At 63.4% G+C, this 14,721-nt stretch carries 11 protein-coding genes; 4 read left to right on the plus strand and 7 right to left on the minus strand.

The features are described from left to right. Positions 1 to 15: 15 nt before the first annotated feature. Entirely contained in the window at positions 16 to 828 is an 813-nt protein-coding gene (locus C0Z18_RS10525; protein WP_102645351.1) for a 5'-methylthioadenosine/adenosylhomocysteine nucleosidase, read from the minus strand. Positions 829 to 904: 76 nt separating this feature from the next. Further along, entirely contained in the window at positions 905 to 3,259 is a 2,355-nt protein-coding gene (locus tag C0Z18_RS10530) for a UvrD-helicase domain-containing protein (protein WP_102645352.1), read from the minus strand. Between the two features lie 217 nt (positions 3,260 to 3,476). Here C0Z18_RS10530 and C0Z18_RS10535 point away from each other — a divergent pair, with 217 nt between their 5' ends. Then, positions 3,477 to 6,356 (plus strand): valine--tRNA ligase, encoded by a 2,880-nt coding sequence (locus tag C0Z18_RS10535; protein ID WP_102645353.1) that lies wholly within the window; start codon positions 3,477 to 3,479, stop codon positions 6,354 to 6,356. A 52-nt stretch (positions 6,357 to 6,408) separates the two neighbouring features. Next, positions 6,409 to 7,290 (plus strand): UTP--glucose-1-phosphate uridylyltransferase GalU, encoded by an 882-nt coding sequence (gene galU, locus C0Z18_RS10540; protein WP_102645354.1) that lies wholly within the window; start codon positions 6,409 to 6,411, stop codon positions 7,288 to 7,290. 138 nt (positions 7,291 to 7,428) lie between these two features. On the opposite strand, the gene C0Z18_RS10545 is transcribed toward galU, so the two are convergent. The 5 genes from C0Z18_RS10545 to C0Z18_RS10565 all read right to left on the minus strand — a co-directional run bounded on the left by C0Z18_RS10545 (position 7,429) and on the right by C0Z18_RS10565 (position 12,117). After that, entirely contained in the window at positions 7,429 to 8,406 is a 978-nt protein-coding gene (locus C0Z18_RS10545; RefSeq protein WP_269845307.1) for an RHS repeat-associated core domain-containing protein, read from the minus strand. A 302-nt stretch (positions 8,407 to 8,708) separates the two neighbouring features. After that, complete coding sequence (locus tag C0Z18_RS10550) at positions 8,709 to 8,936, minus strand: sulfurtransferase TusA family protein (protein WP_102645356.1); 228 nt, start codon at positions 8,934 to 8,936, stop codon at positions 8,709 to 8,711. A gap of 139 nt (positions 8,937 to 9,075) precedes the next feature. After that, on the minus strand, positions 9,076 to 10,122 hold the full coding sequence (locus C0Z18_RS10555) for a Gfo/Idh/MocA family oxidoreductase (RefSeq protein WP_102645357.1): 1,047 nt from the start codon (positions 10,120 to 10,122) through the stop codon (positions 9,076 to 9,078). 107 nt (positions 10,123 to 10,229) lie between these two features. Further along, complete coding sequence (iolG, locus tag C0Z18_RS10560; RefSeq protein ID WP_102645358.1) at positions 10,230 to 11,243, minus strand: inositol 2-dehydrogenase; 1,014 nt, start codon at positions 11,241 to 11,243, stop codon at positions 10,230 to 10,232. Then, entirely contained in the window at positions 11,236 to 12,117 is an 882-nt protein-coding gene (locus C0Z18_RS10565; protein WP_102645359.1) for a MurR/RpiR family transcriptional regulator, read from the minus strand. Before C0Z18_RS10565 ends, iolG begins: the two co-directional genes overlap by 8 nt. Positions 12,118 to 12,372: 255 nt before the next feature. Between C0Z18_RS10565 and C0Z18_RS10570 the strand changes: the two genes are divergently transcribed. Beyond that, positions 12,373 to 13,431: a sugar ABC transporter substrate-binding protein gene (locus C0Z18_RS10570; protein WP_102645360.1), complete on the plus strand. Its 1,059-nt coding sequence runs from the start codon at positions 12,373 to 12,375 to the stop codon at positions 13,429 to 13,431. A gap of 118 nt (positions 13,432 to 13,549) precedes the next feature. Continuing rightward, positions 13,550 to 14,710 (plus strand): ABC transporter permease, encoded by a 1,161-nt coding sequence (locus C0Z18_RS10575; RefSeq protein ID WP_102645361.1) that lies wholly within the window; start codon positions 13,550 to 13,552, stop codon positions 14,708 to 14,710. The last annotated feature ends 11 nt before the right edge of the window (positions 14,711 to 14,721 follow it).

The raw sequence follows: 14,721 nt of genomic DNA on the forward strand, positions 1-14,721 counted from the left end.
CCGGCCCCGATGTCGTTAGGCGCCCGCGCCTTCGGCCGCGGCGTACTCGCGCAAGAAATGCCCAAGTACGCCTGAAGAATACGTCCCGGCGATATCGGTCAAGAAGGTGGAGAACGAGGCGGTCGCGTGGTCATCCGCCGTATCCGAAATCGTTCGCACGATCGCACATGGCACGTCGTGCTCGTAGCAGACTTGCGTCATTGCCGCCCCTTCCATTTCGACCGCCATCGCCTCCGGCAACGCCTCGCTCAATGCGCGCACTTCGTTCGCGCTGGACACGAAACGGTCGCCACTGATGATCAAGCCGCGATGGACCCGCGGCGCCTCGAATCCGAAGCGCTCGCCCAGCGCCGGCCCCGCCTCGGCAACGAAGCGCTCGCAAGCGGCCGCAAGCCCATCGGCCAGCGGCGCATGGGTGGGAAAGCGCGCCTGGTCGAGCAACGGCACCTCGTAGCGCGGAAAGAGCGGCGAAGCATCCATATCGTGCTGCAGCAACGAATCGGCAACGACGATATCGCCTACCCGCACGCCGCGGCCGACCCCGCCGGCCACGCCCGTAAAGACCATTGCATCGACGTTGAAGACATGAATCAATGCGCTGGCCGTCGCGGCGGCCGCGACCTTGCCGACGCGCGCCAGCGTCACCACACACGGCACGCCATAAGCCGTGCCGACGTGATAATCGCGCCGCCCCAACGCGACGGTCCGCATATCGCCTTCCGCACGCATCGCCTCGACAAGATCGCCGAGCTCTTGCGGCAGCGCCGCCAATACACCTAACCGGCGCGCGGCCCCTTGATCGTCGTACTTGTTTTGGGTGCTCATCATGGTTTGTTCAAAGTCACTTCCAACCCGCGCTTGCCGCCGGGGCGAGACATGCCGGCTCGGCTAAAGCGCGAAGGCGTCATTCGATCACTTGCAGCTTGGCGACCGATAAGGCCAGCCACTTCTCGCCGTGCCGCTTGAAGCGCACTTGCGCGCGCGCATCGCCGCCGCTGCCTTCGAGCGCCGTGATCGCCCCCTCGCCGAACTTCGTGTGAAACACTTGCTGCCCGACGCGAAAGCCCGTATCCGCGGCGCGCTGTTCGTTCGCGAACGCCGGCAGCGGCGCCGCCTCGAATTGCGCGGAAGGACCGCCGCGATCGGGCCGGGCGAACCAATCGCGCCCCCAACCGGCATTGTCCGATCGGCCGCCCCAGCGCGATCCCGCCTCAGCTTTCGGCGTCAGCCACTTCAGCGTGCCCTCGGGCAACTCGTCGAAGAAGCGCGAACGCACGTTGTAGCGCGTCTGCCCGTGCAGCATGCGGCTTTGCGCCAACGAGAGGTACAACCGCTCCTTCGCGCGCGTGATCGCGACGTACATGAGCCGCCGCTCCTCTTCGAGACCGTCGGATTCCTTCGCGCTGTTCTCGTGCGGGAAGAGCCCTTCCTCCAGCCCCGTGATGAAGACGGCCGTGAATTCGAGCCCCTTCGCCGCATGGACCGTCATCAATTGCACGGCATCTTGTCCCGCTTGCGCCTGGCTCTCGCCGGCCTCGAGCGAGGCATGCGACAAGAAGCCCGCGAGCGGCGTCATCGTGTCGGGGTTTTGCGCGGGATCGCCGAAGCTCGCGGCGTCGAGCACCACGGTCTCGTCGTCGATCGAGGCCGCGGCGAGTTCGGGCGCCGCCGTCGCGCCGGGTGCAAGGCGAATCGAACGCGCGGGCGTGTCGAGTCCATAACCTTCCTCGCTCACGAACGCCGTGGCCGCATTTACGAGTTCCTGCAAGTTTTCGAGCCGGTCCTGACCTTCGCGCTCGTTCTGATAGAACTCGGCCAAGCCGCTGACGCGCACCACGTATTCGACCGTCTCGGGCAAGCTCATGCGCTCCGTTTCGGCTCGCATTTTCGCGACGAGAGTCGCGAACGAACCGAGACTCGTGCCGGCCTTGCCCGTCACGTAGGGAATCGCGGCCGCCATCGAACAGCCGTACAGCCGCGAGGCATCGGCCAATTGCTCGATCGAGCGCGCGCCGATGCCGCGCGTCGGGAAGTTGACCACGCGCGCGAACGCCGTATCGTCGTTCGGATTGTCGATCAGACGCAGATACGCCAGCGCGTGCTTGACTTCCTGCCGCTCGAAAAAGCGCAGACCGCCGTAGACGCGATAAGCGATGCCGGCATTCACGAGCGCATGCTCGATCGTGCGCGATTGCGCATTGCTGCGGTAGAGCACCGCGATTTCGCCGCGCGTCAGACCCGTGTTGATCAGCGCGCGAATTTCCTCGACGATCCAACCGGCCTCTTGCGAATCGGTGGCCGCCTCGTAGACGCGCACGGGCTCGCCGTGCCCCGCGTCCGTGCGCAGGTTCTTGCCGAGCCGCCGCGAGTTGTGCGCGATCAGTGCATTGGCGGTATCGAGGATGTGGCCGTGAGAGCGATAGTTCTGTTCGAGCTTGATCAGGTTGCGGACGTTGAACTCGCGCTCGAAATCGAGCATGTTGCCGACGTTCGCGCCCCGGAACGCATAGATCGACTGATCGTCGTCGCCCACGGCGAAAATGGCGTTGCTCTGCCCCGCGAGCAGCTTGAGCCAGGCGTATTGCAGCTTGTTCGTGTCTTGGAACTCGTCCACGAGAATCTGCTTGAAGCGGGCCTGGTAATGGGCGCGCAACGGCGCGTTGTGCGCGAGCAGCTCATAGCAGCGCAGCAGCAACTCGGGAAAATCGACGACGCCCTCGCGCTGGCACTGCTGCTCGTACGCGCGGTACAACTCGACGAATTTCAGATTGAAGCTATCGGTCGCGTCGACCTGGTCGGGGCGCAGCCCCTGCTCCTTCGCATTGTTGATGAAGTATTGCAGGTTCTTCGCCGGGTATTTTTCGTCGTCGACGTTCAGACCCTTCATCAGCCGCTTGATCGCGGAGAGCTGATCGGCCGTATCGAGGATCTGGAAGGTCGCGGGCAGCCCCGCATCGCGATGGTGGGCCCGCAGCATCCGATTGCACAGGCCGTGGAACGTGCCGATCCACATCCCCCGCGTATCGATCGGCAACAGTGCCGACAGCCGGCTCATCATTTCGCGCGCCGCCTTGTTCGTGAAGGTCACGGCCAGGACAGTGGCCGGCGAGGCGTACCCTTGCTGGATCAGCCAGGCGATGCGGGTGATGAGCACGCGCGTTTTGCCGCTGCCCGCCCCCGCCAGGATCAATGCCGGTTCGTTCGGCAGCGTGACGGCCGCGTATTGTTCGGGATTCAGATTGGCGAGCAGTTCTGGCATGGAGGAAGCGGTTCTTCAGCGTGCGGGAGGAGCGTGCAATGCCGCGTGCGGCAACGCTTTGCGAGCCCATCATTATAAGGCCGCGCGCCGAAGGCATCGCCCCTCCCCTTATAATTGACGGTTTCGGACTTGCAGACCCGAGCCGGCCGCGGCTACGCGCAGGTTCCTACCCGGATCACCCATATCACCTCAGGCATTTTTCGGCGGATTTCCAACTATGACCGACACCACGCTGGCGAAAAGTTTCGAGCCCCAGACGATCGAGGCCCACTGGGGCCCCGAGTGGGAAAAACGCGGATACGCGCAGCCGGCCTTCGCGCCCGACCCGGCACGCCCCGACGAAGCGCAATCGAACTTCTCGATCCAACTGCCGCCGCCTAACGTCACCGGCACGCTGCACATGGGTCATGCGTTCAACCAGACGATCATGGACAGCCTCACGCGCTATCACCGCATGCGCGGCGCCAACACGCTGTGGCTGCCGGGTACGGATCACGCGGGCATCGCGACCCAGATCGTCGTCGAACGCCAACTCGACCAGCAAGGTGTATCGCGTCACGATCTCGGACGCGAAAAGTTCGTCGAACGCGTCTGGGAATGGAAAGAGCAATCGGGCTCGACGATCACGAACCAGGTTCGGCGCCTGGGCGCATCGATCGACTGGTCGCGCGAGTACTTCACGATGGACGAGAAGATGTCCAAGGTCGTGAGCGACGTCTTCGTCCGGTTGTATGAGCAGGGCCTGATCTACCGCGGCAAGCGGCTCGTCAATTGGGACCCGAAGCTGATGACGGCCGTCTCCGACCTCGAAGTGGCGAGCGAGGAGGAAAGCGGCCACCTCTGGCACATCCGCTATCCGCTCGCCGACGGCAGCGGCCATCTCACCGTGGCCACGACGCGTCCGGAAACGATGCTCGGCGACGTCGCCGTGATGGTTCACCCCGAGGACGAGCGCTATGCGCATCTGATCGGCCGCATGGTCAAGCTGCCGCTGAGCGACCGCGAGATCCCCATCATCGCGGACGACTACGTCGAGCGCGAGTTCGGCACGGGGGTGGTCAAGGTCACGCCGGCGCACGATTTCAATGACTATCAAGTCGGCCAGCGCCACGGCCTGCCGCAAATCGAAATCCTCACGCTCGAAGCGAAGATCAACGACAACGCGCCCGTCGCCTATCGCGGCCTCGATCGCTTCGACGCGCGCAAGCGCGTGGTCGCCGATCTGGATGCGCTCGGTCTGCTCGAATCGGTCAAGGATCACCGGCTCATGGTGCCTCGCGGCGACCGCACGGGCGTCGTGCTCGAGCCGATGCTGACCGACCAATGGTTCGTCGCGATGAGCAAGCCGGCTCCCGAAGGCACGTACCATCCGGGCAAGTCGATCGCCGAGGTCGCGCTCGACGTCGTGCGGGGCGGCGAGATCGCGTTCGTCCCCGAGAACTGGACGACCACCTATTACCAGTGGCTCGAAAACATCCAAGACTGGTGCATTTCGCGGCAACTATGGTGGGGCCATCAAATTCCCGCCTGGTACGGCGAGAACGGCGAGGTGTTCGTCGCCCGCACCGAAGACGAGGCGCTCGCGCAAGCGAAAACGCGCGGCTATACGGGCGCGCTCAAACGCGACGACGACGTCCTCGACACGTGGTTCTCGTCCGCGCTCGTCCCGTTCTCCTCGCTCGGCTGGCCGAACGAGACGAAGGAGCTGGCGGCATTCCTGCCGTCGTCGGTGCTCGTCACGGGCTTCGACATCATTTTCTTCTGGGTGGCGCGGATGATCATGATGACGATGCACTTCACGGACAAGGTACCGTTCCATACCGTGTACGTGCACGGCCTCGTGCGGGACCACGAAGGCCAGAAGATGTCCAAGAGCAAGGGCAATACGCTCGACCCGATCGACATCATCGACGGCATCGATCTGGAAACGCTCGTCGCCAAGCGCACGACGGGTCTGATGAATCCTAAGCAAGCCGCGACGATCGAGAAAAAAACTCGAAAAGAATTCCCCGAAGGCATTCCCGCGTTCGGCACCGACGCGCTGCGTTTCACGATGGCCTCGATGGCCACGCTCGGGCGCAACGTCAATTTCGATTTGGCGCGTTGCGAGGGCTATCGCAATTTCTGTAACAAGCTGTGGAACGCCACGCGCTTCGTGCTGATGAATTGCGAAGGACACGATTGCGGCTTTTCGAAGCCCGGCGCTTGCGAACCCGGCGACTGCGGCCCGGGCGGCTATACGGACTTCTCGCAAGCCGACCGCTGGATCGTCTCGCTGTTGCAGCGCGCGGAGGTTGAAGTCGAAAAGGGCTTTGCCGACTATCGTCTCGACAACGTCGCCAACACGATCTACAAATTCGTGTGGGACGAGTACTGCGACTGGTACCTCGAACTCGCGAAGGTCCAGATCCAAAACGGCACGCCCGAGCAGCAGCGCGCCACGCGCCGCACGTTGCTTCGCGTACTCGAAACGGTGCTGCGTCTTGCGCACCCGGTCATTCCGTTCATCACGGAAGCGCTTTGGCAAAAGGTGGCGCCGTTGACCGACGCCTACCCGAAGACCGGCGCGGCCTCGATCATGGTGCAACCTTACCCGCGCGCCGAAGAGAAAAAAATCGACGAAAATGCCGAGCATTGGGCCTCGAGCTTGAAGAGCGCGATCGATGGTTGCAGAAATTTACGCGGTGAAATGAACCTATCGCCCGCAACGAAGGTCCCTTTGCTGGTGCACGGCGATGCAAGTCAGTGGCAGACGTTCGCACCCTACGCACAAGCGCTCGCGCGTTTGTCGGAAGTGCGGATCGTGGCCGACGAGGCGACGCTCGACGCGCAATCGCAAGGCGCGCCGATCGCCATCGTCGGTGGCGATAAGCTCGCTTTGCTCGTCGAAATCGACGTCGCGGCGGAGCGCGAGCGGCTGGGCAAGGAAATTGCTCGGCTCGACGCGGAAATCGTCAAGTGCGCGGCGAAGCTCGGAAACGAGGCTTTTGTCGCAAAAGCACCGGCTGCCGTCGTAGAGCAAGAGCAGAAAAGGCTGTCACAATACCGGGACACCATTGCCAAGCTCAGCGCGCAATTGGCACGCCTGCCCGCTTGACCGTTTGCATCGATTGGGCACGTGGTCCCACCAGTACAACTAGGGTAACGCCATGCTAAAAGTCACCAAGGCAGTCTTTCCCGTCGCAGGCCTCGGCACGCGCTTTCTTCCGGCCACCAAGGCTAGCCCGAAAGAGATGCTGCCGATTGTCGACAAACCGTTGATTCAATACGCGGTCGAGGAAGCCATGGCCGCCGGCATCACCGAAATGATTTTCGTGACCGGGCGCAGCAAGCGCGCGATCGAGGATCACTTCGACAAGTCGTACGAGATCGAGGCCGAACTCGAGGCGCGCGGCAAGGAAAAGCTGCTCGAACTCGTGCGCAGCATCAAGCCGAGCCACGTCGATTGCTTCTACGTGCGCCAGCCCGAGGCCCTCGGCCTGGGCCACGCGGTGCTGTGCGCCGAGAAGCTCGTCGGCGACAATCCGTTCGCCGTCATGCTCGCGGACGACTTGCTCTACGCCGAGCCGCCCGTCATGAAACAGATGATCGACGTGTTCGATCATTACCATAGCTCGGTCATCGGCGTCGAAGAGATCCCGCCGCAAGAGACGCGCTCGTACGGTATCGTCGACGGCAAGGAGTGGGAAGACGCGATCATCAAGATGTCGGGCATCGTCGAGAAGCCGGCGCCGGAAGTGGCGCCGTCGAACCTCGGCGTCGTGGGCCGCTACGTGCTCAAGCCGCGCATCTTCGATCATCTGCGCGCGCTCAAGCCCGGCGCGGGCGGCGAGATTCAACTGACCGACGGCATTCAGTCGCTGCTCGGCGACGAGCAAGTGCTGGCCTACAAGTACCACGGCACGCGCTTCGACTGCGGCAGCAAGCTCGGCTATCTGAAGGCGACCGTCGAGTTCGCGCTGCGCCATCCCGAAGTGGCCGAAGAGTTCGATCACTATCTGCGCACGCGCTCTCCGGTGATGGATAGCTGACGCGCGTTTTCGTCGATCGACGCATAAGGGCTGCAGACGCTCACGCGCTGCAGCCCTATGTTTTTGGCGGCGGCCCTTCCGCGATCATCCGGCGGTTCCCCGCTGCCGATTCGTCCGGCCGAGCACGAAAATCGTCATTCAGTTCTCGTTCCGATTTAGATTGAATCTAAATGCGGATTCGCTGCTCTGATTGATCTCTAGCCGCAATCTGCCATTCAGACGGCTGACCCGTCCGGCGATCGGGGCGAGCCTTCCCTGAAGGCTTTGTATTTCCGCCTGTTGATTCGTGAATTCACCCGGGTTTTGGCCCAGTCGCATTTGAAGCTCATGTAAGTCCCCGAGAAGGCCGTTGGTGTCTTCCAGGAGACGTTGCACCGCCTGTCTGGCCAGATGCGCCACAGTTGATTCCGGCCTTCCAAGCTCTCCTCGTTCGCTGCGCGAGTCGCGCACCAGACTGATCCATTGCGTCTCGAGAGCGGTTGCGCGACTTTCGATGTCGACGGCACCTCTCCGATACCGCCTCATCGATTCGGCGACCTCTCCAAGCACGGGCGGGCCCTCGCTCGAACCGGTCGGGACGGCCAATGGCCCCACGTTGAAACGCGCCCGCCTCCTACTGAGTACGGAGCCGCGCATGGCGCCCGGTGCGCCCCTGCTCGCCGGCACGTTCGTATCCCCGCTCGTCGACGGTGTGCTATCCGTCGAGTCCTGGGCGGCCCGCTCCGACGCGTCGGCCGCGAGCGACGATCCTGCCTCCCGCGTCCCGCTGCGCGTCGTGACCTGGTCCGCGATATTCGATGCCTGCGACGTCAGGTCCTGCGATATGTCCGAAAGGCCCGTCCGCATATGCCCGCTGGGATCGCTGCGGTTGATCGGGTCGGCCGCGCAGTAGGCATACGCATTGGGCCCCCCGGCACCAAACGGGCTCCAACTATCGGGCGCGTTGAAGCGCATTAGCCAGGGCAGATACCAGCGATAACCGTTGCCGAGCGGATTCGCGAACGACGCGCCATCGCGATATGCGCCTGTAAAGCCGGCTGCGGCATTGCGCTCCATGGACGTGGGCTCCTTACCGTAAGAAACGACAATCGCCTGAAACGAAAATACACGCTCCAATCGTAGAAATGCCGGTTAGCGCCGTCAAAGCCGAATCGACGAACGAGTCGAGCCGTTTCCTAGATGCTGATACCGCATAGGCGAACGGCCCGAAAGTGCCGTTCGCCAGTCGCCGTTCGACTAGCGCCAGTCAAAAGAAACGAGAAAAAAAGCACCTACGCGCGACGCATCGAGCCGCCGCCGGCGATTCGTCTAGCTAAACGGTAAACGGCGCGGTAAGCGGCGGCGATGAGCAAACGAACGCGAGAGGCGCGTGCCGCCTCGGGCTCGGGATCGGATCGGATTGGGAGGACGACACGCGCTCAGCGGCGGCGCATCAGGAAGATGAAGGTTTTGTCTTGCGTCGAACTCTCGACGATTTCGTTGCCCGTTTGTTTGGCGAATGCGGCAAAGTCGCGCTGCGATCCCGGGTCGGTTGCCAGGACCTTGAGGATTTGACCGCTGGTCATATCCGCCAACGCCTTCTTGGCGCGCAAGATCGGCAGCGGACAGGTCAATCCGCGCGCATCGACTTCCTTATGAATTTCCATCGACAATCGGCCTTTGCAATGAAGCGCCCCGCATGCGGCGCTCGATACGGCGCGCGATCGAGCACGCCGCAAAAGCACGAATTTTACCCTAGCCGTCCTCCCCGCGCTCCGGCGTGCGGCACTCGTCTACCGCTCGCCGTTACAGCGTGACCGGCAGTCCGCTTGCGCACGCTTGCCGCAGCGCATTGCCGATGCGGGTGGCCTCGAGCGCATCGGCCAGCGTGGCACCGGCCGCCGCGGCGCTTGCCCCGCCCGCCAAACGCGCCGCGACAGCTTGCACGAATGCGTTCGCTTCGTGCAGGAACGCGTCTTCGAAACGATCGAAGAACGTCGGCGTGCTTTCGCTGCGCACGCCGCCCGCCTCGTAAATCTGCACGCGGTTCTTGCGCGGATCGTGGCCGATCTCGAGCGCCCCGCTCGTACCGATCACCTCGCTTTGCGTATCGTTGCCGTGAGCCATCGTGCGCGACGCATAAAACACGGCTAGCCGCCCGCCTTCGAATTCGACCACGCCCACGCCGTTATCGACGTCGCCGCATGCGCGCAACCCTTCATGCAACGCGATCGTCCCCGTCGCAAACGCGCGCGTGGCCCGCGCGCCGCCGAAGAACCAGCGCGCCACGTCGATATCGTGGACGGTGCAATCGAGGAAGATACCGCCGGAGGTCGGCGCAAAACGAACGAAGAAACCTTCGGGATCGTTTTGGTCGGTCGTTTGCGAACGGACCATGAAGGGTCGCCCGATCGCGCCCGCGGCGGCCTTTTCGTAAGCGTCGCGGTAGCTTGGGTCGAAGCGGCGCATGAAACCGATCGTCGCCTCCAGATGCGGATATTCGCGTGCCACGGCCAGCACGCGCTCGCACTCGGCTACATCGAGCGAAAGCGGCTTCTCGCAGAACACGTGTTTGCCGGCTCGCAGCGCCGCCACGATTTGATCGGCATGCAACGAGGACGGCGTAACGAGCCACACGGCGTCGAGCTCGCGATCGGCAAGCATTGCTTCGTAGTCCGAATAAAGCCGCGGTTCGGCGAGGGTCTCGCGGGCCCAGTCGAGTTCCTCGTCCACCGGGCTGCACGCCGCCGCCAGTACCGCGCCCGGCACGCGGTAAGCGAGGTTCGTCGCATGCCGCTTGCCTAGCCGGCCCAATCCCGCGATGCCGATTCTGACCGGCCCGCGCTTTGCCATCGTCGTCACTGTCTCGCTCCTTGCCGCTATCGTTTTATGCTCTGAGCCGGGGCACGAGCGCGCCGCGAAGGACGCATCCGTGCCGCCGATTCGTCTTGCTCGCCGCCTTATTCACCAAGCGTGACGATGCGCCCTTCCCGCCACGAACGCGTGGCCGCCTCGGCCAATTCGAGCGCTTTCACGCCGTCGGCGATCGTCGTACGCACCGGCGCGCCTTGCGTCACGGCATCGAAGAAATGCGCGACCTCGCTGGCATAGGCCGCGCGATAGCGCTCGAGGAAGAAGGCCTCGGGCACGTCGCTCGATACCGCGGTCGCCGTGTAGGACACCACTTCGGTCGGCCGCACGTTGCCGGCTTGCAGCATCCCGGCGCTGCCGAGCACCTCGAAGCGCTGGTCGTAGCCATAAGCCGCGCGGCGCGTCGTGTTGATCTGACACAGGCGGCCGCGCTTCGTGCGGATCGTCACGGCGGTGCAATCGACGTCGCCCGCATCGGCAATCGCGGGATCGGTCAAGCAGCTACCGTTCGCATGGACCGTCAGCGCTTCGTCGTCGAGAATCCAGCGGAAAATGTCGAAGTCGTGGATCAGCATGTCCTTGAAGATGCCGCCGGAGCGACGGATGTACTCGACGGGCGGCGCGCCCGGATCGCGGCTCGTAACGACGAGCATCTCCGGCGTGCCGATCTCGCCCGCATCGATACGCGCCTTGACGGCCGCAAAGGTCGGATCGAAGCGGCGCTGAAAGCCGATCATGCACACGACGCCCGCTTGCTCGACGGCGCGCGCGCAGGCACGCGCGCGTTCGAGTTCGAGATCGACGGGCTTTTCGCAGAAGATGTGCTTGCCGGACGCGGCCGAGCGCTCGATCAGATCGGCGTGCGTATCGGTGCTCGAGCAAATCACGCTCGCGCCGACGCTCGTGTCGGCGAGCGCCACGTCGGCCTCGACCACCATCGCGCCGTACTGCGCGGCAAGCTCGGTTGCCGCGACGCGATTCACGTCCACGACGTACTTGAGCCGCGCGCCGGGATGGCGCGCGAGGTTGCCGGCGTGAATGCGGCCGATGCGGCCCGCGCCGAAAACTGCGACGTCGATCGCGCCGCTCCGGGTGTTAGTCATCGTATCCTCCTGTGTCCTTGGATTCTTCAACGTTCAACTCGAGCCGGTACGCAAGCGCCACGAACAGCGCCTGGCACAGACAAATGGTGCTGGTCAGCGCGCGAAACGCGAACGCGCTGCCTTCCTTCACGAACAGTTGCGCGCTGGCATAACGCGCAAGCGGCGACAGACGGCTGTCGGTGATGACGAGCGTCTGCGCTTGATGGTGATGCGCGATGCGCAAGCAATACTGGGTTTCGCGGCCGTAGGGCTCGAAGCTGATCGCGATCACGACGTCGCCCTTCTTCACGCTGCGCATTTGCTCGCGGAACATACCGCCGAAGCCCGACACGAGATGGACGCGCTTGGCCGTATGCTGCAACGCATAGACGATGTAGCTCGCCACCGCGAACGAGCGCCGCACGCCGATCACGTAGATGTTCTCCGCGTGCTGGAGCATCGAGACGGCCGCTTCGAACTGCTCGTCGTCGAGCGTCGCTTCGAGCTCGTCCAGGCCGTTGCGGCAGGCGGCGACGAACTCGCGAGCGACGTTGCCGCCCGATAAGCGCCCCGGCTTCTCGTCGATGAGCTTGCGAATGCGCTGCTTGTACGTTTGCCCGGAGGGATTCTGTCCCGCATAGGCCTGCTTGAAGACCTCCTGCAGATCCGAAAACCCCGAAAACCCGAAGCGCTGCGCAAAACGCACGACGGCCGACGGATGCACGCCGCAACTCGTGGCGATATCGCTCGTGCGATCCACCATCACGCTGGAGCGGTGCTGCTCCAGATACGAGGCCACGCTCTTCAATTGCCGCGGCAGCGAGTCGTAAGCATCCGCTACGCGCTGCATCAACTCCTCGACGCTCGGCAACTCGTCGCTGGTGTCTTCCTGCATGACCCTGGGTCCTTTTTCTAAACGGGGCGGCGACGCCGAAGCCCTTGCCCGGCTGCCCGTCCGGGCAAACCGCTTCGCCGCCCGACGATGCGAATTATAGGCATGACGGACGCGAAATGGAACGGATTTTCCATTTCTCTTTGCAATGAAATTTTCTTTGCAATCGCCGGCGACTTGGCCTAATCTGTTTCGTGAGCGATGCATGCAGCGCTGCGCGTCGCTCCCAACGACATAACTTCGAATAGGTGGAGACAAATGAGACTTTGCACCCGCAAGGCCGCTCTGAGGACGTTCGCGGCGGCATTCACATCCGCGCTCGCAGTCGCGTTCAGTCCGTTCGCTATCCAGTCGGCGCACGCGGCGGACGCCCATTTCGTGCTGATCAGCCACGCGCCCGATTCCGATTCCTGGTGGAACACGATCAAGAACGCGATCAAGCAGGCGGACGAGGACTTCAACGTCGAGACCGACTACCGCAATCCGCCCAACGGCGATTTGTCGGACATGGCGCGGCTGATCGAACAAGCGGCGGCGCACAACTACGACGGCGTGGCCACGACGGTCGCGGATTTCGATGTGCTCAAGAGCTCCATCAAGAAGGTCACGGATAAGAAAATCCCGCTCGTGACGATCAACTCCGGCACGCTCGAGCAAAGCAAGCAGCTCGGCGCGATCATGCATATCGGCCAGCCTGAATACGTCGCCGGTCATGCGGCGGGCGAAAAGGCCAAGGCCGCGGGGGTCAAATCGTTCCTGTGTGTGAACCACTACGCGACGAACCCGGCTTCGTTCGAACGCTGCCGCGGCTTCGCCGAGGCGCTCGGCGTCGACTTCAAGTCATCCACGCTCGACGCGGGGCAAGATCCGAACGGGGTCAAATCGAAGGTTCAAGCCTACCTCCGCAATCACCCCAACACGGGTGCCGTGCTCGCGCTCGGGCCGCTCTCGGCCGATCCGACGATTCGCGCGCTGAAGGACATGGGTCTGGCAGGCAAGCTCTGGTTCGCCACGTTCGATTTCGACAACGACATCGCCGGCGCGATCAAGGACGGCACGATCCAATTCGCGATCGATCAGCAGCCGTATCTCCAAGGCTATCTGGCCGTCGCCGTGCTCGCGCTCGTGAAGCAAAACCACACCACCGATCCTTTGAAAATCGAAAAGGCGCTGCAAGGCAATCCGAAGTTCCAAAAACGGCTCGAGACGTACGGCCTGCAACCGGTGTATCAGCCCGACACGATCCTCTCGGGTCCGGGCTTCATCACGAAAGCGAATATCGCCAAAGTCGAGAAATACGCGGGGCAGTACCGCTGATTCTCGCGAGCACCCATCGCTCGCGCATTGAAAGAGCGGCCTTTGTAATCCAGCAATAGAGCATGACAGCGCGGCGCGGACCGAGCGGTTCGCCCCGCGCTGCCCAAGGAGACATTCGATGGGCGTCGCCGATCACTTCCACGCCAACCTACGCAAACAGGAGCAATCGAACCCGCCAGGCGGGTCCGGCTCCCTCGACGAACGCGTGCGCCGCGAGTCGCGGTTCAAGCAGTTTCTTTCCCGCCCGGAGTTCGCCTCGCTCGCTGGCACCGTCATGGTGTTCCTCGTCTTCGCGATCAGCGCCGGCAACTCGGGCATGTTCAATCTCGACGGCATCATGAACTGGTCGCAGGTCGCCGCCTACCTCGGCCTGATCTCCGTCGGCGCTTGCCTGCTCATGATCGCCGGCGAATTCGATCTGTCGATCGGATCGATGATCGGCTTCGCGGGCATGATGGTCGCCCTGCCGACGATGTACTTCCACTGGCCCATCGAATTGGCGATCGTGTTCGCGTTCGTGGGTTCGATGGCGCTGGGCGCGCTCAACGGCTACCTCGTCATGCGCACGCGGCTGCCCTCGTTCATCGTCACGCTCGCGTTCATGTTCATCTTGCGCGGCTTGACGCTGGCGTTGTCGGTCATGTTCGCCGACCGGACGATCATCTCGGGCGTGGGCGACGTCGCCGCTCAAAGCCCGCTCGCTCACGCGCTGTTCCAAGGCGTGGCGTTCCATGGCCTCTTCCGCTGGTTCGGCCATATGGGCCTCGTCAAACTGCTCGACTCGGGAGAACCGCTCGTGCCGGGCGTGCCCAAAGTCATCGTCTGGTGGCTCGGACTCGCCGCCGTGTGCGCCTTCACGCTCGCCAAGACGCGCCTGGGCAACTGGATCTTCGCCGTCGGCGGCGATGCCAACGCGGCCAAGAACGTCGGCGTGCCGGTGCGGCGCGTCAAGATCCGCCTGTTCGTGTTGACGGCCTTTTGCGCGTGCCTGTTCGCCGTGCTGCAAGTGTGCGACATCGGCTCGGCCGCCGCCGACCGCGGTTTGCAAAAGGAATTCGAAGCGATCATCGCGGCCGTCATCGGCGGCACGCTGCTCACGGGCGGGTATGGCTCCGTCGTCGGCGCGTGCTTCGGTTCGCTCATTTTCGGCGTCGTGCAAATCGGCATCACTTACACGAGCATCGATTCCGATTGGTTCCGCGTGTTCCTCGGTCTCATGCTGCTGTTCGCCGTGCTATTCAATCACTACGTGCGCAGCCGCGTCGCGCAATCGCGTTGAGCGCCGGAGGA

Origin of the sequence: Trinickia dabaoshanensis (genome assembly GCF_002879885.1) — a bacterium.
Lineage (GTDB): Bacteria > Pseudomonadota > Gammaproteobacteria > Burkholderiales > Burkholderiaceae > Trinickia > Trinickia dabaoshanensis.

Coding starts and splice junctions, on each gene's coding strand:
- C0Z18_RS10525 (WP_102645351.1), bottom strand. CDS start 828: ATGATGAGCACCCAAAACAAGTACGACGATCAAGGGGCCGCGCGCCGG.
- C0Z18_RS10530 (WP_102645352.1), bottom strand. CDS start 3,259: ATGCCAGAACTGCTCGCCAATCTGAATCCCGAACAATACGCGGCCGTC.
- C0Z18_RS10535 (WP_102645353.1), top strand. CDS start 3,477: ATGACCGACACCACGCTGGCGAAAAGTTTCGAGCCCCAGACGATCGAG.
- galU (WP_102645354.1), top strand. CDS start 6,409: ATGCTAAAAGTCACCAAGGCAGTCTTTCCCGTCGCAGGCCTCGGCACG.
- C0Z18_RS10550 (WP_102645356.1), bottom strand. CDS start 8,936: ATGGAAATTCATAAGGAAGTCGATGCGCGCGGATTGACCTGTCCGCTG.
- C0Z18_RS10555 (WP_102645357.1), bottom strand. CDS start 10,122: ATGGCAAAGCGCGGGCCGGTCAGAATCGGCATCGCGGGATTGGGCCGG.
- iolG (WP_102645358.1), bottom strand. CDS start 11,243: ATGACTAACACCCGGAGCGGCGCGATCGACGTCGCAGTTTTCGGCGCG.
- C0Z18_RS10565 (WP_102645359.1), bottom strand. CDS start 12,117: ATGCAGGAAGACACCAGCGACGAGTTGCCGAGCGTCGAGGAGTTGATG.
- C0Z18_RS10570 (WP_102645360.1), top strand. CDS start 12,373: ATGAGACTTTGCACCCGCAAGGCCGCTCTGAGGACGTTCGCGGCGGCA.
- C0Z18_RS10575 (WP_102645361.1), top strand. CDS start 13,550: ATGGGCGTCGCCGATCACTTCCACGCCAACCTACGCAAACAGGAGCAA.